The following is a 20,082-nucleotide window of genomic DNA, read 5'->3' as shown; positions in this document are numbered from 1 at the left end:
CCTTCTTCATCTTTTAGCGCGCACGGATCGCCGTGCTGCCGCGGCCCCGCCCTACAACGCCACCCCACTCCAGCCGGCTGCGGCTTCCCTGCAAGCCCGTCGCGGCACCGCTCTGCAGCCGCTCTCCCGCCCGTCCAGCCGCGCGCCGCACCGCCGGACGGCGGCGGTCGCGCCGCCCCGGCGTGGTAAAATCGATATTCGCTTCAGCAGGCTGATTCCGGGACTGACGGGGCAGAGGGCAGGGGCTGACAAGGAACAAGCGACGGGCGGTCAAATCGCCTGGCCGGCCTAACCGGTCGGCGCCTTCCCTGCCGGGCGGCGCGTGACAACACGATGGACACGAAGGCCATGCGGCCACGCCGCCGCACGACGGCGCGATCACGCGAACGGACCAACAGACATCGAGGCGCGCGAGGCCAGTGCCCCACGGCCGCCGGCCGCGCCCGAAATCGCAACGACGCAACGACAATTGCACACTGCGCGCGCCTTGCCGGCGAGCGCCACGGAGAAAGGTATGGCGGGTCATTCGAAATGGGCCAACATCAAGCATAAGAAGGCAGCAGCGGACGCCAAGCGCGGCAAGGTCTGGACGCGGCTCATCAAGGAAATCCAGGTGGCGGCGCGCCTCGGCGGCGGCGACATCGACACCAACCCGCGCCTGCGGCTCGCCGTCGACAAGGCGACCGACGCCAACATGCCGAAGGACAACATCAACCGTGCGATCCAGCGCGGCGTGGGCGGCGTGGACGGCGCCACCTACGAGGAAATCCGCTACGAAGGCTACGGCATCGGCGGCGCGGCCATCATCGTGGATACGATGACGGACAACCGCACGCGCACGGTGGCCGAAGTGCGCCACGCGTTCTCGAAGTTCGGCGGCAACATGGGCACGGACGGCTCGGTGTCGTTCATGTTCGATCACGTCGGCCAGTTCCTGTTCGCGCCGGGCACGCCCGAAGACAAGCTCATGGAAGCCGCGCTCGAAGCCGGCGCCGACGACGTCGTGACGAACGACGACGGCAGCGTCGAAGTGATCTGCCCGCCCAACGACTTTCCGAAGGTGAAGTCCGCGCTCGAAGCCGCGGGCTTCAAGGCCGAAGACGCCGAAGTGACGATGAAGCCCCAGACGGAAGTCGAATTCACCGGCGAAGACGCGGTGAAGATGCAGAAGCTGCTCGATGCGCTCGAGAATCTCGACGACGTGCAGCAGGTGTACACCAACGCGGTGATCGACGAGGCGTAAGGGCAAGGCGCGCGCGCCCTTCGTGTCACCGGCCTGACGTTCGCCCCGTGCGAACCTTGCGGATATCACGGCTGATGCGCTTGCATCGGCCGTCACTGTTTTTCAGTCTTCGGGGATTCAAATGAAGTTACTCGTCGTCGGTTCTGGCGGCCGCGAACATGCCCTCGCATGGAAGCTTGCGCAATCGCCGCGCGTGCAGCTCGTCTACGTCGCGCCCGGCAACGGCGGCACCGCGCAGGACGCGCGGCTCGCCAACGTCGACATCACGGCGCCTGAAGCGCTCGCCGATTTCGTCGAGAAGGAACAGGTCGCGTTCACGGTGGTGGGGCCGGAAGCGCCGCTCGCCGCGGGCATCGTCAATCTGTTCCGCTCGCGCGGCCTGAAAGTGTTCGGGCCGACGAAGGAAGCCGCGCAACTGGAAAGCTCGAAGGACTTCGCCAAGGCCTTCATGAAGCGCCACGCCATTCCCACGGCCGAATACGAAACCTTCTCGGATGCCGCCGCCGCCCACGCGTACATCGACGCCAAAGGCGCGCCCATCGTCATCAAGGCCGACGGGCTCGCTGCGGGCAAGGGCGTCGTGGTGGCCATGAGCGCCGACGAAGCGCACGCCGCCATCGACATGATGCTGGCCGACAACAAGCTGGGCGACGCGGGCGCGCGCGTCGTGATCGAAGAGTTCCTCGCGGGCGAAGAAGCCAGCTTCATCGTAATGGTGGACGGCAAGCACGTGCTGCCGCTCGCCTCGAGCCAGGACCACAAGCGTCTGCTCGACAACGACGAGGGCCCGAACACTGGCGGCATGGGTGCCTACTCGCCCGCGCCCATCGTCACGCCGCAACTGCACGCACGCGTGATGCGCGAGATCATCCTGCCCACCGTGCGCGGCATGGAAAAGGAAGGCATCCGCTATACGGGCTTCCTCTACGCGGGCCTCATGATCGACGCGCAAGGCAACCCGAAGACGCTCGAGTTCAACTGCCGCATGGGCGACCCCGAAACGCAACCCATCATGGCGCGCCTCAAGGGCGACTTCTCGAAGGTCGTGGAGCACGCCATTGCGGGCACGCTCGATACGGTGGAACTCGAATGGGACCGCCGCACGGCGCTTGGCGTCGTGCTCGCTGCGCACAACTACCCGGACACGCCGCGCAAGGGCGACCGCATCAACGGCATTCCGGCCCAGACGGAGAATTCCGTCACGTTCCACGCAGGCACGGCCATCGTCGACGGCAAGCTCGTTACCTCGGGCGGCCGCGTGCTGTGCGTGGTGGGCCTGGCAGACTCGGTGCGCAGCGCGCAGTCGGTCGCCTACGAGACGATCAACCAGATCTCGTTCGACGGCATGCAGTACCGCCGCGACATCGGTTATCGCGCGGTGAATCGCAAGCACGGATGAGGCGGCGTGCGGGCGGCTGCGCGGCAATGCGTGTGCTGCCCGCGAGTTTGTCGCTGAATAGCGTGTGCGGGGAACGCCGCATGTCGACCACGCGTATGCCGGCCTTCGCGTTGCGGCCGTCGATCGGCTGAAGATGCGAGGCGGCCAGCAGACAAGCCCACGTTCCAGACGCCGCGCCGCAGCAATGCAAGCCGCCTCGCCGCGGCCTCCACCGCGCGGCGGCGATGGCGCTACACTGCCGCTTATCGGGCGCCTCGCGGAGCATGAACAGAGCGGGCACGACGCCGGACCACGGAACAGGGCATACGAACGTAAGCACCGCGTCTTACCCCTTCCGCCCCGAACCCTCACAGAACCACTTCGCGGCCGCCGCAGCGGCGCCGCCCCTCGATACCGATGACCGACTCGACTCAAGACAGCGCGGCCGTCCGCACCTGGCTGCAAGGACTGCAGACGCAGATTGCCGACAGGCTCGGCGCCTTCGACGGCAAGCCGTTCGCCACCGACGACTGGCAACGCCCGCCCGGCGAACGCCTGCGCGGCGGCGGCCGCACGCGCATTCTCGACGGCGGCGACTTCTTCGAGCGCGGCGGCATCGGTTTCTCCGACGTGGCGGGCGACGCGCTGCCGCCGTCCGCGAGCGCGGCGCGTCCGCAACTGGCGGGGCGCGGCTTCGAGGCCATGGGCGTCTCGCTCGTGCTGCACCCGCACAATCCGTACTGCCCCACGGTGCACATGAACGTCCGCATGCTGATCGCGACCAGGGCCGGCGAAGCGCCGGTGTTCTGGTTCGGCGGCGGCATGGACCTGACGCCCTACTACGGTTTCGAGGAAGACGCCGCGCACTTTCACCGCGTCTGCCGCGATGCGCTCGCACCGCACGGCGACGATCTCTACCCGCGTTTCAAGCGCTGGTGCGACGAGTACTTCTTCCTCAAGCATCGCAATGAACCGCGCGGCATCGGCGGCATCTTCTTCGACGACTACGCCGAAGGCGGCTTCGAGCGCTCGTTCGCCATGCTGAAGAGCGTGGGCGAGGCGTTCCTCACGGCGTACGTGCCGATCATCGAGAAGCGCCGCGCGCTGCCCTTCGGCGAGGCCGAGCGCGCCTTCCAGGCCTACCGGCGCGGCCGCTACGTCGAGTTCAATCTCGTGTTCGACCGCGGCACGCTGTTCGGACTGCAAAGCGGCGGACGTACGGAGTCGATCCTGATGTCGATGCCGCCGGTGGCCAGCTGGCGCTACGACTGGAAGCCGCAGCCGGGCACACCCGAAGCGCGCCTTTACACCGACTTCCTGGTGCCGCGCGAATGGGTGTGACGCAGCAGGCGCTGCCGCGGCGCGTCGGCCTGCTGGGCGGCACGTTCGATCCCATTCACAACGGGCACCTCGCGCTTGCGCGGCGCTTTGCCGAACTGCTGCAACTCACGGAAGTGGTGCTGCTGCCGGCAGGACAGCCGTGGCAGAAGGCGGACGTGTCGGCCGCCGAACATCGCCTCGCGATGACGCGCGCCGCCGCCGGCTCGCTCGCGCTGCCCGGCGTCACGGTCACGGTGGCCACCGACGAGATCGATCACGGCGGCCCCACCTACACGGTGGACACGCTCGAACGCTGGCGTGAACGCGAGGCGAAGCAGATCGGGACGTTGGGGACGCCGGCCTCGCTGTCGCTCTTGATCGGCGCGGACCAGCTCGTGCACCTCGATTCCTGGCACGACTGGCGGCGTCTTTTCGACTACGCGCATGTCTGCGCCGAGACGCGGCCCGGCTTCGAGCTGGCGTCCGCGGCGCCGGCCGTTGCCGCGGAAATCGCCGTGCGCGAGGCCGATGCGGCCACGTTGCGCGCGACGTCCCACGGCCATCTGCTGATCGACACGGCGCTCGCATTCGACGTATCGGCCACCGACATCCGCAAGCACCTGCGCGAACACCTCGCCCAGCACGCGGACGCCGGCGGCACAGCGGCCATGCCGGAGGCGAGCCTCGTGCCCGCCGAGGTCTGGACCTACATTCTTCAACATCATCTGTACCACGGGTAATCATGGACATCCGCAAACTGCAGCGCGCCATCGTCGACGGTCTCGAAGACGTGAAAGCGCAAGACATCAAGGTGTTCAACACCAGCCACCTGACCGGCCTCTTCGATCGCGTGATCGTGGCGAGCGGCACGTCGAACCGGCAGACGAAAGCGCTCGCATCGAGCGTGCGCGAGAAGGTCAAGGAAGCCGGCGGCGAAATCATCAGCACCGAGGGCGAGGACATCGGCGAATGGGTGCTCGTGGATTGCGGCGACGCGGTGGTCCACATCATGCAGCCGGCGCTGCGCCAGTACTACAACCTCGAGGAAATCTGGGGCGACAAGCCGGTACGCGTGAAGCTCGCGAGCCGCGGCGGCTTCGGCGGCGCACGCGCCGGGGAGCCGATGGACGACGAGGACGAAGACGACGAGCCCGCCGCGCGCAAGACGCCGGCGCGCAAGAGCGCGGCGCGCCGCAGTTGAGGCCGCGTAGCCGTCCCGCACACTGCTTCCTCGCTAGCGCGTTGCTGTTGCGATGAAACTGCACATCGTTGCCGTCGGCCACAAGATGCCCGACTGGATCGCCGCGGGCTTCGACGAATACGCGAAGCGCATGCCGCCCGAGCTGCGTATCGAGTTGCGCGAGCTGAAGCCGGAGCAGCGCGCCTCGGGCCGCTCCGCGGAAAGCGTGATGGCCGCCGAGCGGCAGAAGATCGAAGCGGCGCTGCCGAAGAACGCGCGCATCGTCGCCCTCGACGAACGCGGCAAGGACTGGACCACGATGCAGCTCGCCGCCGCCCTGCCCGACTGGCAGCGCGATGGCCGCGACGTGGCGTTCCTGATCGGCGGGGCTGACGGGCTCGACCCGGCGCTCAAGGCACGTGCCGACCTGCTGCTGCGCCTCTCCAGTCTCACGCTGCCGCATGCCATGGTGCGCGTGCTGCTCGCCGAGCAGCTCTACCGCGCCTGGACCATCACGCAGAATCACCCGTATCATCGCGCGTGAATGTTGACGCGCGGGTCGGCGCAGGCGCCCCGCGTGCGCCGCGCCTCGTATGCCGATGACTCGCAGTCGACGCCTGCCGGTGCGTTCGCGGACGATGTGATGGGTCTCAAAGTAGCCGCGTAACGCGACGCACGCCTTGTCCGAAGCCTCCGGGACAGCGCGCAACGTCAACGCCAAAGTCGGTATCCGTCCAGGCCGCCTGCCCCGAATGCCCCGCCCACTTCCGGAATCCGTTCATGACTTCGCCATCCACGCTTTCCACACCCGCCTGGCCGTTCGTCTATCTCGCCTCCCAAAGCCCGCGCCGCCAGGAGTTGCTCCAGCAACTCGGCGTGCGCTTCGAGCTGCTGCTGCCGCGTCCCGATGAAGACGCCGAAGCGCTCGAAGTCGCGCTGCAAGGCGAAGCCGCCGACGCCTACGTCGTGCGCGTATGCCAGGCCAAGGCCGAAGCTGCGCGTCTGCGCCTCGAGCGGGGCGGCCACGCCGCGGCGCCCGTCCTCGTTGCCGATACAACCGTCACGATCGACGGCGCGATTCTCGGCAAGCCCGCCGACACCGACGACGCACTCGCCATGCTCGCGCGCCTGGCCGGCCGCGAGCACGACGTGTTCACCGCCGTGACCGTGCTCGACGCAGGCGGCGCGTTGCTGCCCACGGCGCTCTCGCGCTCGCGCGTGCGCTTCGCCGCCGCCACGCGCGAGGCGCTGGCGCGCTACGTGTCGAGCGGCGAGCCGTTCGGCAAGGCCGGCGCGTACGGCGTCCAGGGACGCGCCGCCGAGTTCATCGAGCATATCGAAGGGTCCTATTCGGGTATCATGGGTTTGCCGCTTTACGAAACCGCCGCGCTGTTGCGCACGGCGCGCCTCGATTTCTAGAACATCTAGAACAACACCATGAACGAAGAGATCCTGATCAACGTCACGCCGCAGGAGACGCGCGTCGCGCTGGTCCAGCAGGGCGCAGTGCAGGAGCTTCACGTCGAACGCACGCTGTCGCGCGGGCGCGTCGGCAACATCTATCTCGGCAAGGTGGTGCGCGTGCTGCCGGGCATGCAGTCGGCCTTCATCGACATCGGGCTCGAACGCGCAGCCTTCCTCCACGTCGCCGACATCTGGCACCCGCGTGTAGCGGGAGAACCGCAGCAGTCCGTGCCGCATCAGCCCATCGAAAAGATCGTGTTCGAAGGGCAGACGCTGATGGTGCAGGTCGTCAAAGACCCCATCGGCACCAAGGGCGCGCGGCTTTCCACCCAGGTGAGCATTGCGGGACGCACGCTCGTCTATCTGCCGCAGGAGCCGCACATCGGTATCTCGCAGAAGATCGAAAGCGAAGCGGAGCGCGAGGCGGTTCGTGCACGGCTCACGTCGGTGCTGCCCGCGGACGAGAAAGGCGGCTACATCGTGCGCACCATCGCCGAAGACGCCACGAGCGAAGAGCTGGCCGGCGACGTCGCCTATCTGCGCAAGACGTGGGCGACCATTCTCGCGCAGGCGCAACGCATGCCGGCCACGAGCCTGCTCTACCAGGACCTCAACCTCGCGCAGCGCGTGCTGCGCGACTTCGTGAACGACGAAACGACGCGCATCCAGGTGGACTCGCGCGAGACGTTCCAGATGCTCACGGAGTTCGCCGCGGAATTCACGCCGGCCGTGTCGTCGAAGCTGCATCACTACACGGGCGAGCGGCCGCTCTTCGACCTCTACAACATCGAAGCGGAAATCCAGCGAGCACTCTCGCGGCGCGTGGACCTGAAGTCGGGCGGCTATCTCGTGATCGACCAGACCGAGGCGATGACGACGATCGACGTGAACACGGGCGGCTATGTCGGCGCGCGCAACTTCGACGACACGATCTTCAAGACGAACCTGGAAGCCGCGCATACCATCGCGCGGCAACTGCGCCTGCGCAACCTGGGCGGCGTGATCATCATCGACTTCATCGACATGGAAAACGCCGAGCATCGCGACGCCGTGCTCGGCGAACTCAAGAAGGCGCTCTCGCGCGACCGCACGCGCGTGACGGTCAACGGCTTCTCGCAACTGGGGCTCGTGGAAATGACCCGCAAGCGCACACGCGAATCGCTCGCGCACGTGCTGTGCGAGCCGTGTCCGGTGTGCCAGGGCAAGGGCCAGGTGAAGACCTCGCGTACCGTCTGCTACGACGTGCTGCGCGAAATCCTGCGCGAATCGCGCCAGTTCAATCCGCGCGAATTCCGCGTGGTGGCGTCGCAGCAGGTGATCGACCTGTTCCTCGAAGAGGAGTCGCAGCATCTGGCCATGCTGATCGACTTCATCGGCAAACCGGTGTCGTTGCAGGTCGAGTCGAATTTGAGCCAGGAGCAGTACGACATCGTGCTGATGTAGGTCCGCCTGGGCCGCTTAACCACGGTCAATCTATCCCTTCCACACCACTCACGCTGATGACGTTCAGCAGCGAAAGGTGGCCGGCGACAGCCAGCGCGAAACCTGCGCCACAAGTGCCATCATCTATGGATAGCACGCGTCCGGCAATCAGCGGTTCTTGTTCGACTCGCCGCAGCACACGTTCAATCTGTCGCCGACAAGAGGAAGCTCCAACGGCAGCGGGCGTACATCTCACCCGCTCGCCAACTTCAGGGCCGCGTGTACCCCGCCCTCCAGAATTTCTTCCGCAAGCTGTGGATCTGCCACAGCCCGGGCAATTTGCATCGTTCCGACCATCAGACCAAAAATCGCAGCTGCCTGTCGTCGGCTTTTGGCTGATGCAGGATCGGGGAGTAACCTTGCCAGACCTTCGGTGTACGAAAGATAGGCTTTCTCGTACATTTTTCTCGTCGATTCAGGCTGACGTCCAATCTCAGGCAGCAATGCAGCGGATGGACATCCTTCTTCACACCCGATCAGGTGAGACATATTGAGGTAACGCCGAATAGCGTCTTCAATATTCGACGCCCCTGTCTCGTCGTTCGTCAATACGGAATACTGGTGCTGCAGCGCGCTGGAAAGCGCCTCCTTGACCAACGTTTCCTTGGAGTCGAAGTGAGGATAAAAGGCACCGTTCGTCAACCCGGACTCAGCCATAATGCCGGCCAAGCCTGACGCCGCGATTCCATCTCGTCGGAATCGCTTTGCGGCGACGTCAATGATGCGCCTGCGCGTATTTTCCTTATGGCCTTTTTCAAAACGCATGAGTTTTACCAATCATCTAATACATCAAACCTGGTGCGGAAAAGCTTGAATTCCCTGCTCCCGCACGCCAACAGTTCACGACACAGCCTCTTCGAGCACCGCACGAAGGTCTTTATCCAGTTGCACAGCAACCGCGTCGATCTCCGGGCTATTGAACTGCCCAAACGTCGACACGGGGCGGTCATACTCGAAGGACACTGCACCATCGCCGTCTTCACTCAGCAGGACTCGGATTGGGGCATAGAGACCCGCAGCAATATTGTGTCGCGTCATTTTAGACGCAGTAAGCGGATTGCCGATGTCATATTGAATGGCGTGACGGCGCGGACCCGCGATTCCCAGCAACGCCCCGTGATCCCGGAATCCAAAAATCGACAGCGCGGGCAGCGCCTCTAGCTCTTTCAGCGCACGTACTGTTTCGCCGTAGCGCAACAAGGTAAAGATCCCATCGTCAATGCGACTCACCAGGCGCTCCAGTTTGGTCTTGACGGCGGCGAATGAATTATTGGACCGAATGGTGATGTGCTCGACGGCGATCGTCGTCGTTTCGTAAGCAGGCGTAGACATTTGCATTCCTTCAGGTAGCGCAGCGCGCTCAGGCTGCGAACTAGTGACCGTTATTTTTCGCAACGATCAGATAGGCGCTGGCAACGTGCCCACCACCGCTTCCACGCGGCGGGCGACATACAGAAGTGCCCGATCCCGACCAAAGGGGCCGTCTAACTCTAGACCGATCGGCAGCCCCTTATCGGACGCTCCAATCGGAAGACTGATTCCCGGAAGACCTGCCGCACTGGCGGGAATCGTGTTATTGGCGAGCACCAGCTGGCTGGTCTCCTGACCACCCAACATGATCTTGTCTTCCTGCCCGATCATCGGTGCGACGGACGGCGTAGTGGGCAGAATCAGTGCCTCGGCACCCGTACTCGAAAATGCTTCAGCATACCGACGCTTGATTTCTGCGCGTTCGACCCACACCGCGTGACGATAGACCTCATCGGAGATGTAGCCTTGCCCGGTAGGGAGTACGAATTGAGTCCATACATTTTTCAGTCCCGGCTTCAGGCTATCCAGGATCGCATCGAACGTAGCAGGAACATTATTCTGGCGGATAAATTTCTCGACCGCCGCCTTCGCCTCACGGAAAAAGATGTTCCATGTTGCGGTTAATGCGCGGCCGGAGAAATCCTCTCCCAGATCGACTTCCACCACATTCGCCCCGGCATCGCGCAGTTGACGAATAGTTTCCTTGAACCGCGCATCGACTTCAGGCGCCACTCGTTCCAGAAACTGACGCGGCGCGCAGGCCAGCGTGACGCCTTTCAGGCCGGAATGAGTACGGCTGTCGGGCGTCTCGTCGCGGGTAACGACGCGATCTATCAAAATGCAGTCTTCCACATTTCGGGCAAACACCCCGGTGGTGTCGAGAGTGTGGGAGATGGGCGCTACGCCGCTGCGAGGCCAACGGCCGGTGGTGGGCTTGAAGCCGACCACACCACACAGGGACGCCGGCACACGAATCGAGCCGATGGTGTCGCCGCCCAACGCCGCCGGGACGAGGCGGGCGGCAACGGAGACACCGCCGCCGCCGGACGAACCGCCGGAGACGTGATTTGTGTTGTGGGGGTTCTTCGCTTGACCATAGGCTTCGTTATGGCCGGTCAGACCAAAGGACATTTCGACAAGATTGTTTTTACCGAAGATGATCCCGCCGCCATCTTTGATCGCCTGCACCGCGTCGGCGTCGTGCTCCGGCACAAAACTGTCCAATATCGAGAGACCAATGGTTGAACGAAGTCCCTCCGTAAGATAACTGTCTTTGATCGCAACGGGCACACCGCGAAGCGGCGCAATCGTTCCTGACGCAACCGTTTTGTCAGCTTTCCGCGCCGCTTCGAGCACGGCCGCTTCGTCGATCGTAACGAACGAGTTCAGATCCGCGTGATCGCGAGCCCGCTGCAACAACGCGCTCGCATACGACTCCGAGGAAACCTCGCCCTTGCGAATGGCCTCAACTGCCGCGACGACGCCAAGTGACGCAAGCGCGTCGGTCTTGGCGGTGCTGTTCGCTTCAATTTTTTGCTGCATGACATAGCCTCACTATCGAAACCTCATGACTGGCCGGGCGCCCCGGGGCCTCGGGGTGTTTTGAATTATGATCGTAATTTCACAGTGCGATCATAATTCAAAGACCCGACAAACGCAAGCGCCGACCAGGTTGCAGGGCAGTCCCGCGGGAATGGTCGCGAGGACACCGGCATTGCTGCCTGTGCATATTCAGGAATGCTTAAATAACTTTAACCGAAGCGGGACGGGTGAAAGAGGCCTTCAGCAGAGCCCCGTGGGAACGCGTCCAGCGTCAGTTCGAAACGGCCTTCGGGAAAGAGGATGCGCTGGAAAAGGGCCCAAATTTACGTGCCGACCAAGGTGACGCGGGTGGCGCAGACCGGCGTGCCGGACGCGGGTGGCGCAGACCGGCGTGCCGGACGCGGCGTACGAGGCCGCCCCCGCCGTATTCGACGAACGCGAGCTGGTGGATCTGCCCATCGCCATCAGCATGATGAATGCCTATAACCGCATGGCGATCAGCTTCCGGAACACGCCTCAGGCCGCGCTGGGAACGGTGGACTCGCGGGTGCGCCGCTTCTGCTCTGCAGCGAACGCGCTCCGCGTCGCGCCGCCCTGCTTGTCCCGCTCCATCGCCTAGAATCGATCTATCGGGTCGAACACTACGGAGGCTGCCATGGCGGAGTCGATGGTAAGCGTCGTCGTCGGACTGCTGGTACTCGCGCTGGTCGCCATCATGCTGACCTCGCGGTACCGGCACGATATTCACCGGGAGCGGATGCTGAGCCGCATGGAAGGACACCGCTGGTGGGAGCGCGAACGGCACCGCCACTGAGCCGTCGCATGCAGGTCGAACGACGGTAATCGACGGCGCACCCCACGGAGGCGATCATGTCCGAGCAACCCCATGCCCGCGAGGCCTGGCACCAGGCCGACTACGAGGGCTTCGAAATTCACGTGTGCCCTGTTCCAAAAGATGGCGAGAAGACCGCGCCCGGCGTCGCGGCGACGCCCGCTCGATACACGTATGAAGGCTACGTCTGCCATCCCGGCGCCGATCCGGCGCTGCCCGGCCACACGGTGCCGTTCCACGCAGACGGCGAAGAGTCGTTCGCCAGCGCCGATGATGCACTGCACGAAGGCCTGCATGTGGGACGCAGCATCGTGGAGGGCACGCATCCCGATCTTTCGGTGTTGGGGCTTGTAACGAGCGGGGTGTGAGCCGCTCCTCCATCGTCAGAGAGGGATCGCCTAGCTCAACGCACGCTTGATACGCGACTTCAAGAGCGCGCGACTCAGCTTCGCGCCCGGCGCCGGCTCGTCCACCGCCACCGCGCCCTCCACGGGCTGACCGCGCCGCAGGTAGAAGCGGTCGAAGGTGGCCTGCGTCATGCCCCATTTGTGCAGGAACTGACGGCGTCCGTCGTTCTTGACCACCTTGCCCGTGCTCTTCTGCTGGAAGTGATAGACGAGGCTGTCGCCCACACCGAGGAAAATCCGGCATCCGGCGTCCCAGAGCTTCATCGAGAAATCGTTGTCGCTGCTCATGCCCGGACTCAACTCGCTGCTGTATCCGCCCACTTTGAACCACCAGTCGCGATGGACGAGTGTCGGCGGCCACGTGGCGCCGCGCCAGTCGGCGCGTGCAAGCGTAGGCGCGGCTTCCACCAGGGCACGCGCGTCGAAGCTTGCGGCGTCACGGCCGAAGTCGCGCACCACGACGCATGGGTTGCCCGTATCGACGGGCTCGATCATCGTGCCGGAAAGCAGGAAGAGGTCCGACGGCATCTGCGCGATGCGACGCGCAAGCGCCTCGTCCCAACCCGGGCAGCAGTACATGTCGTCGTTCATGTAGACGATGTAGTTCTCTCCGGCACGCGCCGCGGCAAGATTCACGGCGTGGCAGATGCCGATGTTGGAGGGCGACGCCGTGTGCTCGATGCCCTGCTCCCGCACCCAGGCGAGCGTGCCGTCCGACCCGTCGTTCACGTGAACGATGATCTGGTGCGCGTGCGCGGAGTGCCGCCGCAGGCTCTCGATCACGAGTTGCAGGTAGGGCAGGTTGTTCCAGGTGGGGATGACGATGGAGAACATCGGGAGTGAGGATCCTTGTGTTGCGCCGCATCCGCGGCAAGTGCCTCGCACGGAAGGTGCGATTGTACCCGCCCGTACTCCTCGTACTGCCCGCACTGTCGGCCGCACTTAGCTCCGCGGCGTGGGGCGGCGGCGCTTGATCACCTTCCCGGCCCTTACAGGGTGCCGTAGCTCACGGTGGGCCGGTTATAATGCCGCTCGCCTTCGCATATCAAAATTGACGCCACGCCCCTCGTCGCTTCATGTCGCAACCGGCCGGCGTGGCCGCCCTGATTCGTCCCTATGACTTTATCGCCTCGCCTTGTGTGGCTTGTCGGCGCCCTGCTGTTTCTCGCCCCCGCGGTGAATCTCGTCTGGCGTGGCGGCACCGGTTACTGCTTCTTTCTCCTTGTCGCGATCTCGCTGTACGTCGCGTTCGCGAACCGGCATTCCCGCGAATATTTCGCACCGCTGCGCAAGTACCCGTGGTACACGGCGAGCATGCTGGTGTTCATGCTCGCGATCGCGCTTCAGCAAGCGGTCCAACATTACTGGCTGCCACGGCAGTTCGACGCTCTTTCGCGTTTCGCGCTGGCGCTGCCGCTGTTCCTCATGCTGTGCCGCATGTCGCCGCGGCATCTGCGCGCCGTGGGCTGGGGCTGCGTCGCAGGTGCGCTGGCCGTTGCGGTATGGGCCATCGTGGCGCGCCCGCCCGGCGGCTGGACCGACGCAACGCGCCTCAACAATTCTTATACGAACGCGATTCCGTTCGGAGACACCGCGCTGCTGCTCGCTTTCCTCTCCATTTTCACTTTCGGCTGGGCCCCAAGGCGCGACTGGCGCACGCTCGCCATCAAGCTGCTCGCGCTCGTGGCCGGCGGCTTCGTTTCCTACCTCTCGGGGACACGGGGCGGCTGGCTCGCCGTGCCGATATTCGTCGTACTGCTGGGTGCGCAATACGGCTGGTTTGCTCACTGGAAGAGGCTCTCGATCGCCACGGTGGTGGTGGTGGCCTGCGCCGCGGCACTGCTGTCGACCGAACGCATGCGACATCGCCTCGACGAAGCCACAACCGACGTCACACTCATGCAGCGCGGCAACGACGACACATCAGTCGGCTTGCGGCTGCAACTCTGGCAGGCATCGCTACGGATTTTCTCGCAGCACCCGGTCTACGGCGTAGGCAAAGGCCGGCTGGTCGATGCGCTCGGCGAGATGGCCAAACGCGGCGAAGTGAAGAGCGAGATCGTCAACGAACGCGCCCACAGCGACTTCTTCTCGACGCTCGCGGAGATGGGTACGGTCGGCGTGCTGTGCCTCGCGCTCTACTATTTCGGCACCCTGGTCTACTTCTGGCGTCATCGCCGCGCTACCGACCCCACCATCCGGGCAGCCGCCCATGCAGGGCTCGCGGTGTCGCTCAGCACCATCATCTTCGGGCTCACGATCGACGTGCTCGTGCCCATCATGGTGACCGTTCTACTTGCGTTGCTCACCGCGGCACTGCTCGCCATGATCGAAGCACGCGGCCGGGAGATTGCCTCGGCCGGCTGAGCAATCAGACGTCAATTGACGCCCTCGCCGTCCGCGGCGCATACCGCCAACATCAGGCGATAAAGTTCGGCCACGTGTGCATCGACGCCCGGGTCATACGCGAGGCTCTCCACCGGACGTTCGAGACGCGCATGACCTGCGCGTACCTGTTCGATCGCCGCGTGAATCGCGCGCTCGAAGCTGCCGGGCGTGCTACGCGAGAACTCGATCTTTCCGCCCTGTGCGACGGTCTCGGCCGACCCCACGTTATCCGCGATAACGAGCGGCGTGCCGCACATCACCGACTCCACGCCCACGAGGCCAAAGGGTTCGTAAGCTGACGCCACGACGGTGTAATCGGCGGCCGCGAATAACTTCTCGATATCGCGACAGTAGCCCACGTAGCGAATCGTGTCGCCCGTGCGAGGCACCGGACGTCCCGCCACGGCGAGACACACCGGCAGCGTCGTCTGGGCAAAGAACGCCTCGAGCAGGTCATACCCTTTGCGCTCGTGGCTCGTAGACGAAAACACGAAGACCACACGGTCTTCGGGCAAGCCGAAACGGCGCCGCGCCTCCATGCGCTCGTCGTTCGAAAGCGGCTTGAACCGGTCGGTATCGACGGGCGGATAGATGACCGAAATCTTTTCGGGCGCGACGCCATAGAACCGCTGCAACTCGCGGCCCATCAGTTTCGAGTGAGCCACGATGGCCCGCGCGTTGGTATAGGTGCGCCGCTCCAGTTCGATCTGCCAGCGGTCGCTGCGCCGCTCGCGGCGTCCTGCCGCTTCCAGCGAGCCCGGGTGGGTGCCGCCGCACAGCGCCACGTCGGCAAACGGCGAATGGTTAATTGCGAACAGGCACTGCGGCCGGTGTTGTCGCAGTCGCCGTCCGAGCCTCCAGTTGAACGCCAGATTGCGCAGCTTGCGCGGCGCCCAGCGCACGTTCAACGGCTGGGCGTCGATCCAGCCCGCCTCCTCCATCGACATGTCGATCTCGCGTGCGTAGAGCGTGGGCCGCAGTCCCATGCGATGAAATCCTGCGATGACGTCGCGCGTGTAGCGCTCCGCTCCGCCGCTCGCTTTCAACGCCTGCGCCGTGAGCGCGATGTCGACAAGCGGCAAGGAGGCATTGCGCGCCTGCACCATGGAAGCGGGGCTGGGAGGGGTCGGCGAATCTGGCAAGAACGACATCTCGGTAGGATGGATGGGATGGTCACGCACAGCCGTTGCGGCGAATCAGCGCGATTGTAATGGAACGGCGAGATGCCCAACCCATTAGAATCTGCCGGTTCGACTTTCGACACCTGCTCATGAACACACCTGAGGCATCGTCCGCCGCCGCAACCCAGGACGCCGGCACGGCAGCATCCGCCGCCCGCCCGCTCGTCTCCGTCCTGCTGATTGCCTACAACCAGGAGCGCGTGATCGGCGACGCCGTACGCAGCGTGCTGGCACAAACCTGGCAACCGACCGAGATCATCATTTCCGACGACTGCTCGCGCGACGGCACGTATGCCGCCATCGAAGCGGCCGTGCGCGGCTACACCGGTCCACATCGCGTCATCACGCGCCGCAATGCCGCCAACGAAGGCATCAGCGCCCACCTTTCGCGTCTTGCCGGCATGGCGCACGGCGAGCTGCTGTTCGTTGCAGCCGGCGACGATCTCTCCGCGCCGGACCGCTGCGAGCGCGTGGTGCAGTTCTGGCTCGCGCACGGCCGCCAGCCGGATCTGATCGCGACAGACCTGACGAGCATCGACCACACCGGCGACGCACGCGAACTCATCATGCCCGACGACCTTAGCCGCTACCGGATCGACGACTGGTTCGAGAAGCGGCCGTTTCTGGTGGGCGCGGCGCACACGTGGTCGCGGCGGCTCTTCGAGCGCTTCGGCCCAATGCTGCCGGGCACGGCCGCCGAGGACCAGATCATGACGTTCCGCGCCATCGTTACGGGCGGAGCAATGAGCCTGCACGAGCCGCTCGTGCGCTACCGGCGCGGCGGCCTGTCGGGCAAGCGGCGCTACCGGTCGGTGGCCGAGATGCTGGCCCGCGTGCAGCAGAGCAACCGCTTCGCGCTATCGGAGGCGGCGCAGTTACAGCGAGACGCGGAAGTGGCAGGTCTTGGCGACCGGATGCGGCGCGCCCTGGCGCCCAAGGTCGCCCGCGAGCAGTTCATTCGCGCGATGTTCGACGCGCGGGGGATCGGCGAACGCCTGCGGCTGGTCTTTGGCAAACGGGACGTCAAGTGGGGGTTGCGGTTCAGGATGCTGCTTCATACCACGTGCCCGGCGATCTACGCCCCGCTCCTCTGGGCCAAGCGGACATTCCGAAAGGGATAGCGACGCCCGGCTCAGACGCGGAACAATTTGCCAGCAGTCCGTCTGCCGCCGGCCTCCATGCCGAAGCGCAGCACACTGAGCCGCAGGCGGCGCAGCATCTTGAGGGAACGTATGAAGGTTTCGCCGGTGTGCGTGTTGGCGACGAACCACAATGCACCCGCCGTGCTCGCAAGGCCCTGCGAAAGCGCGGCCATGTCGGCTTGAGCGCGCGGCGGCAGTTCGTCGCCGAAGCGGGAAGCGAATGCTTGCAACTGCGCCGCCACGCCGTTGATCTGCCGGCAACGGCCGCGCTCGCGGCGTTCGCCTGGCGAGAGCGCCGCAAGAGCCGGGTCGCGAACGGCCTGGCAACTGCCCGTGGCCGCCGCCCCCACCGCGTTGCCCTCATGCTGCCGATACTTCAGATGGGGGCGGGCGACGTGCACGATCTCGCCGAACGCAGCCGCCACCATTGCGAGCCACCAGTCGTGCATCACGACCTGAGGCGGCAGCGGCAAGGCACGCTCGACCGCCGCCCGGTTCAGCAGCATGGAACAGCCGGGAATGTGGTTGCTCAGCAGGAAGTCCCGCAGCCGCGCGGCGTCCGGCGACTTCGTCGTAACGTGGAACAGCGACTTCGACAGACAGGCGAGACGTGCATCGACCAGTTCGATGTCGCAGAAGGCCAGCGCGGGAGTGTCCGGGCCGCGCCGCGCGGCCACGGCTTGCAGAGCCGCCACGGCGTCTGCGATCTTCTCCGGCGCCCAGACGTCGTCCTGGTCTGCGAGCGTGATGAACTCGCCTTCGCAGCCCGCCATCGCCCGCTCGAAGTTGCGCGCAATGCCTACGCGCTCGCCAGCCGCCACCACGCGCACACGGAGCGGGCCACGGTAGGACCGGAGCAGATCGGGTGTTCCGTCAGTGGAATCGTCGTCGGAGACGACGACTTCGAGATTGGGCCAGGTCTGGGCTTCGAGCGAGGCCAGGAAGTCGCGCAAATGCGGCGTGCCGTTATAGGTTGCGAGCGCGACTGAAACGAGCGGGAAGCGGGTGTGAGCGAGCATGCCGGGGAACTGCGGCCTCTCGCGCCGCATCGTTGCACAAACCAGCGCGCAGCATGAGGGACGGATTCGAAAATTGCAACAATTCGTTACAATCCCGGCGCCCGAGTGTGGCGCCGGCGCACTTCACCGCAGACGGAGAGGCCACGGGAGCTCCTCCCTGACCCTCTACACCCCCGCCTGCTGAAACTGAATCCGATGCAAATGCGCGTAAAGCCCGTCCTGCGCGAGCAGTTGCTGGTGGCTGCCGCGCTCGACGATGCGGCCCGCTTCCATCACGAGAATCCGGTCGGCGCGCTCGATGGTGGAGAGCCGGTGGGCGATCACGAGCGTCGTGCGTCCGCGCATCAGCGTTTCCAGCGCCGCCTGCACGTGGCGCTCCGATTCGGAGTCCAGCGCCGACGTGGCCTCGTCCAGAATCAGGATCGGCGCGTCCTTGTAGATAGCCCGCGCGATGGCGAGGCGCTGCCGCTGTCCGCCAGAAAGCCGCATGCCGTTGTCGCCCACGAGCGTATCGATGCCGTCCGGCATCGCCGTCACGGTGTCCCACAGGTTCGCCGCCTTCAGCGCTGCGGCCACGCGCTCGCGGTCCGGCGTCTCGCCGTACGCCACGTTGCTCGCGATCGTGTCGTTGAAGAGCGTCACGTCCTGGCTCACCATCGCGATCTGGCTGCGCAGCCCGTGCACGTTGTAGTCGGGCAGCGCGACGCCGTCCACGAGAATCTCGCCGCCGGTCGGGTCGAAAAAGCGCGGCAGCAGGTTCACGAGCGTGGTCTTGCCGCTGCCCGACGGCCCCGCCAGCGCCACCATCTCGCCGGGCGCCACCTTGAACGACACGCGGTCGAGCGTCGGCTGACCGGCAAGACCGTAGGTGAACGACACGTCGCGAAACTCGATCTCGCCGGTCGCGCGTTCGAGAGGCCGCCCGCCGCCTTCGGGCTCGGGCGGCTCGTCGATCAGGCCGAAGATCAGCTCCGCCGCGGTCATGCCGCGTTGCAACGGCTGGTTCACGTCCATCAGATGCTTGAGCGGCGAAATGATCAGCAGCATCGACGTGACGAACGCCACGAAGCCGCCCACCGTGGTCTGATCATGTGACGACTGCACCACGGCGATCGTGATGACCACCGCGAGCGCAATGGACGACAGGAACTGCGTGAGCGGCTGCGCGAGGCCGCCGGAGACGGTCATCCGCATCGAATAGCCGCGCAGCCGGCGGCTCAGCGCGTTGAAGCGGTCGATTTCGTACCGCTCGCCGTTGTGCACCTTCACGACCTTGTAGCCGCCCACGGTCTCTTCGACGATGTACGACAGCTCGTTGGTGAGCGCCTGGTGCTCGCGGTTCAGGCGCCGCAAGCGCCGGTTGATCTTGCCCACCAGCCACCCGATGCCCGGCAGCAGCACGGCCACGATCAGCGTCAGGCGCCAGTTGAGATAGAACAGGTACGCGAGCAGGAACAGCACAGTGAGCGAGTCGCGCACGAGCGTCACCATCACGCTCACCAGCACGTTGAGGATCTGGTTGACCTCGAACACGATGGCATTGATAACCGTGCTCGCTGTCTCACGCTGGAAGAACGCGACGCTCGTGTGAATCATCCGGTCGAACATCTTCATGCGTAGTTCGAGCAGGATGCGGTTCGATACGTACTGCAGCAGATAACCGGACGCGTACTGCGACACCCCGCGCACGAACGCGAGGCCGATCACGGCAAGCGGGACGTACCACTTCGCGCTGGGGTCGCCCTTGGCGCCGAAGCCGCGGTCGAGCAGCGGCTTCAAGAGTGCGGGAATGCCGGCGTCGGTGGCCGAGCTGACGGCCATGGCCGCGATGCCGGCAATCAATACCCACCACAACGGCTTCAGGTACGGCAGCAACCGCCGCAACACGACGACGGGCGAAGAAGCGTCGCCGGAACCGCCTATGGGCTTGCTTAACGTGGGCTTCGCGCTCAAGAGTTCCTCGGGAAATACGGAAAAACAGACGTCCGGGGCAACCGCGCCGCGGACCGATCGGAAAGACCAGCATTGTAAACCGCCGGCCACGAGGCACCGCACAGCGGGCCGATTACATTCGCTTGCTCGCGTGCCGGGCGCGTTACGGCATGGGTTCGATAGTGCGGGCGGGCCGGCCGCGCGCGCTGTGTATACTTCCGCGAGCTTTTCCGACGCCATCCCAGTCACCTCTACCGCCCG

19 protein-coding genes and 1 pseudogene are annotated in these 20,082 nt (G+C 65.1%); 13 read left to right on the top strand and 7 right to left on the bottom strand.

What is annotated here, in order from left to right; translation table 11 throughout:
* The first annotated feature begins 514 nt into the window (after positions 1 to 514).
* From U0042_RS24075 to rng, 8 genes are all read left to right on the top strand, one after another.
* Positions 515 to 1,243 carry a YebC/PmpR family DNA-binding transcriptional regulator gene (locus tag U0042_RS24075; protein ID WP_114813563.1) on the top strand — a complete coding sequence of 243 codons (729 nt, stop codon included), beginning with the start codon at positions 515 to 517 and terminating at the stop codon, positions 1,241 to 1,243.
* Positions 1,244 to 1,364: 121 nt separating this feature from the next.
* Positions 1,365 to 2,642: a phosphoribosylamine--glycine ligase gene (gene purD, locus U0042_RS24070; protein WP_114813565.1), complete on the top strand. Its 1,278-nt coding sequence runs from the start codon at positions 1,365 to 1,367 to the stop codon at positions 2,640 to 2,642.
* 396 nt (positions 2,643 to 3,038) lie between these two features.
* Positions 3,039 to 3,962, top strand: coding sequence for an oxygen-dependent coproporphyrinogen oxidase (gene hemF / locus U0042_RS24065; RefSeq protein ID WP_114813567.1), 924 nt, complete (start codon positions 3,039 to 3,041; stop codon positions 3,960 to 3,962).
* Complete coding sequence (locus U0042_RS24060; protein WP_114813569.1) at positions 3,953 to 4,681, top strand: nicotinate-nucleotide adenylyltransferase; 729 nt, start codon at positions 3,953 to 3,955, stop codon at positions 4,679 to 4,681. The genes hemF and U0042_RS24060 overlap by 10 nt, the downstream gene beginning before the upstream one ends.
* Before the next feature lie 2 nt (positions 4,682 to 4,683).
* Positions 4,684 to 5,142 (top strand): ribosome silencing factor, encoded by a 459-nt coding sequence (gene rsfS / locus U0042_RS24055; RefSeq protein ID WP_114813571.1) that lies wholly within the window; start codon positions 4,684 to 4,686, stop codon positions 5,140 to 5,142.
* 52 nt (positions 5,143 to 5,194) lie between these two features.
* The gene (rlmH, locus tag U0042_RS24050) at positions 5,195 to 5,665 is read left to right on the top strand and encodes a 23S rRNA (pseudouridine(1915)-N(3))-methyltransferase RlmH (protein ID WP_042301886.1); all 471 of its coding nucleotides are present in this window, start codon (positions 5,195 to 5,197) and stop codon (positions 5,663 to 5,665) included.
* A gap of 236 nt (positions 5,666 to 5,901) precedes the next feature.
* Positions 5,902 to 6,540, top strand: coding sequence for a Maf family protein (locus U0042_RS24045; protein WP_114813573.1), 639 nt, complete (start codon positions 5,902 to 5,904; stop codon positions 6,538 to 6,540).
* 18 nt (positions 6,541 to 6,558) lie between these two features.
* A complete protein-coding gene (rng, locus tag U0042_RS24040) occupies positions 6,559 to 8,028 on the top strand; it encodes a ribonuclease G (RefSeq protein ID WP_114813575.1) in 1,470 nt (489 codons plus the stop codon).
* A gap of 231 nt (positions 8,029 to 8,259) precedes the next feature.
* On the opposite strand, the gene U0042_RS24035 is transcribed toward rng, so the two are convergent.
* The 3 genes from U0042_RS24035 to U0042_RS24025 form a co-directional block, all read right to left on the bottom strand.
* Complete coding sequence (locus U0042_RS24035) at positions 8,260 to 8,832, bottom strand: TetR/AcrR family transcriptional regulator (protein WP_114813577.1); 573 nt, start codon at positions 8,830 to 8,832, stop codon at positions 8,260 to 8,262.
* Between the two features lie 75 nt (positions 8,833 to 8,907).
* A complete protein-coding gene (locus U0042_RS24030) occupies positions 8,908 to 9,399 on the bottom strand; it encodes a DUF302 domain-containing protein (protein WP_114813580.1) in 492 nt (163 codons plus the stop codon).
* A gap of 66 nt (positions 9,400 to 9,465) precedes the next feature.
* The gene (locus tag U0042_RS24025; protein ID WP_114813582.1) at positions 9,466 to 10,920 is read right to left on the bottom strand and encodes an amidase family protein; all 1,455 of its coding nucleotides are present in this window, start codon (positions 10,918 to 10,920) and stop codon (positions 9,466 to 9,468) included.
* Positions 10,921 to 11,290: 370 nt separating this feature from the next.
* Between U0042_RS24025 and U0042_RS24020 the strand changes: the two are divergent.
* From U0042_RS24020 to U0042_RS24010, 3 genes and pseudogenes are all read left to right on the top strand, one after another.
* Positions 11,291 to 11,449 (top strand): annotated as a pseudogene (locus tag U0042_RS24020) (carboxymuconolactone decarboxylase family protein); the annotation flags it as partial.
* Between the two features lie 126 nt (positions 11,450 to 11,575).
* A complete protein-coding gene (locus tag U0042_RS24015) occupies positions 11,576 to 11,734 on the top strand; it encodes a hypothetical protein (protein ID WP_198665375.1) in 159 nt (52 codons plus the stop codon).
* A 56-nt stretch (positions 11,735 to 11,790) separates the two neighbouring features.
* A complete protein-coding gene (locus U0042_RS24010) occupies positions 11,791 to 12,120 on the top strand; it encodes a hypothetical protein (RefSeq protein ID WP_114813584.1) in 330 nt (109 codons plus the stop codon).
* Positions 12,121 to 12,150: 30 nt separating this feature from the next.
* On the opposite strand, the gene U0042_RS24005 is transcribed toward U0042_RS24010, so the two are convergent.
* The gene (locus tag U0042_RS24005) at positions 12,151 to 12,993 is read right to left on the bottom strand and encodes a glycosyltransferase family 2 protein (protein WP_114813586.1); all 843 of its coding nucleotides are present in this window, start codon (positions 12,991 to 12,993) and stop codon (positions 12,151 to 12,153) included.
* A 282-nt stretch (positions 12,994 to 13,275) separates the two neighbouring features.
* Between U0042_RS24005 and U0042_RS24000 the strand changes: the two genes are divergently transcribed.
* Entirely contained in the window at positions 13,276 to 14,526 is a 1,251-nt protein-coding gene (locus U0042_RS24000) for an O-antigen ligase family protein (protein WP_114813588.1), read from the top strand.
* A gap of 11 nt (positions 14,527 to 14,537) precedes the next feature.
* Here U0042_RS24000 and U0042_RS23995 read toward each other — a convergent pair whose 3' ends face one another.
* Positions 14,538 to 15,653 (bottom strand): glycosyltransferase, encoded by a 1,116-nt coding sequence (locus U0042_RS23995; protein ID WP_114813590.1) that lies wholly within the window; start codon positions 15,651 to 15,653, stop codon positions 14,538 to 14,540.
* A 164-nt stretch (positions 15,654 to 15,817) separates the two neighbouring features.
* Between U0042_RS23995 and U0042_RS23990 the strand changes: the two genes are divergently transcribed.
* Positions 15,818 to 16,849, top strand: a complete 1,032-nt coding sequence (locus U0042_RS23990) for a glycosyltransferase family 2 protein (protein ID WP_114813592.1) — start codon at positions 15,818 to 15,820, stop codon at positions 16,847 to 16,849.
* Between the two features lie 11 nt (positions 16,850 to 16,860).
* On the opposite strand, the gene U0042_RS23985 is transcribed toward U0042_RS23990, so the two are convergent.
* Complete coding sequence (locus U0042_RS23985; protein WP_232833492.1) at positions 16,861 to 17,889, bottom strand: glycosyltransferase family 2 protein; 1,029 nt, start codon at positions 17,887 to 17,889, stop codon at positions 16,861 to 16,863.
* A 165-nt stretch (positions 17,890 to 18,054) separates the two neighbouring features.
* The gene (msbA, locus tag U0042_RS23980; protein WP_114813596.1) at positions 18,055 to 19,842 is read right to left on the bottom strand and encodes a lipid A export permease/ATP-binding protein MsbA; all 1,788 of its coding nucleotides are present in this window, start codon (positions 19,840 to 19,842) and stop codon (positions 18,055 to 18,057) included.
* Between the last annotated feature and the right edge of the window lie 240 nt (positions 19,843 to 20,082).

Origin of the sequence: Paraburkholderia kururiensis, assembly GCF_034424375.1 — a bacterium.
GTDB classification, from domain to species: Bacteria; Pseudomonadota; Gammaproteobacteria; order Burkholderiales; family Burkholderiaceae; genus Paraburkholderia; species Paraburkholderia kururiensis_A.
The sequence above is the reverse complement of the archived record's forward strand: the minus strand, read 5'-3'. Positions and strand labels throughout refer to the sequence as shown.

What these genes read in the sequence shown, in the direction of transcription:
- U0042_RS24075 (WP_114813563.1), top strand. Translation starts at nt 515, where the DNA reads ATGGCGGGTCATTCGAAATGGGCCAACATCAAGCATAAGAAGGCAGCA.
- purD (WP_114813565.1), top strand. Translation starts at nt 1,365, where the DNA reads ATGAAGTTACTCGTCGTCGGTTCTGGCGGCCGCGAACATGCCCTCGCA.
- hemF (WP_114813567.1), top strand. Translation starts at nt 3,039, where the DNA reads ATGACCGACTCGACTCAAGACAGCGCGGCCGTCCGCACCTGGCTGCAA.
- U0042_RS24060 (WP_114813569.1), top strand. Translation starts at nt 3,953, where the DNA reads ATGGGTGTGACGCAGCAGGCGCTGCCGCGGCGCGTCGGCCTGCTGGGC.
- rsfS (WP_114813571.1), top strand. Translation starts at nt 4,684, where the DNA reads ATGGACATCCGCAAACTGCAGCGCGCCATCGTCGACGGTCTCGAAGAC.
- rlmH (WP_042301886.1), top strand. Translation starts at nt 5,195, where the DNA reads ATGAAACTGCACATCGTTGCCGTCGGCCACAAGATGCCCGACTGGATC.
- U0042_RS24045 (WP_114813573.1), top strand. Translation starts at nt 5,902, where the DNA reads ATGACTTCGCCATCCACGCTTTCCACACCCGCCTGGCCGTTCGTCTAT.
- rng (WP_114813575.1), top strand. Translation starts at nt 6,559, where the DNA reads ATGAACGAAGAGATCCTGATCAACGTCACGCCGCAGGAGACGCGCGTC.
- U0042_RS24035 (WP_114813577.1), bottom strand. Translation starts at nt 8,832, where the DNA reads ATGCGTTTTGAAAAAGGCCATAAGGAAAATACGCGCAGGCGCATCATT.
- U0042_RS24030 (WP_114813580.1), bottom strand. Translation starts at nt 9,399, where the DNA reads ATGTCTACGCCTGCTTACGAAACGACGACGATCGCCGTCGAGCACATC.
- U0042_RS24025 (WP_114813582.1), bottom strand. Translation starts at nt 10,920, where the DNA reads ATGCAGCAAAAAATTGAAGCGAACAGCACCGCCAAGACCGACGCGCTT.
- U0042_RS24015 (WP_198665375.1), top strand. Translation starts at nt 11,576, where the DNA reads ATGGCGGAGTCGATGGTAAGCGTCGTCGTCGGACTGCTGGTACTCGCG.
- U0042_RS24010 (WP_114813584.1), top strand. Translation starts at nt 11,791, where the DNA reads ATGTCCGAGCAACCCCATGCCCGCGAGGCCTGGCACCAGGCCGACTAC.
- U0042_RS24005 (WP_114813586.1), bottom strand. Translation starts at nt 12,993, where the DNA reads ATGTTCTCCATCGTCATCCCCACCTGGAACAACCTGCCCTACCTGCAA.
- U0042_RS24000 (WP_114813588.1), top strand. Translation starts at nt 13,276, where the DNA reads ATGACTTTATCGCCTCGCCTTGTGTGGCTTGTCGGCGCCCTGCTGTTT.
- U0042_RS23995 (WP_114813590.1), bottom strand. Translation starts at nt 15,653, where the DNA reads ATGGTGCAGGCGCGCAATGCCTCCTTGCCGCTTGTCGACATCGCGCTC.
- U0042_RS23990 (WP_114813592.1), top strand. Translation starts at nt 15,818, where the DNA reads ATGAACACACCTGAGGCATCGTCCGCCGCCGCAACCCAGGACGCCGGC.
- U0042_RS23985 (WP_232833492.1), bottom strand. Translation starts at nt 17,889, where the DNA reads ATGCTCGCTCACACCCGCTTCCCGCTCGTTTCAGTCGCGCTCGCAACC.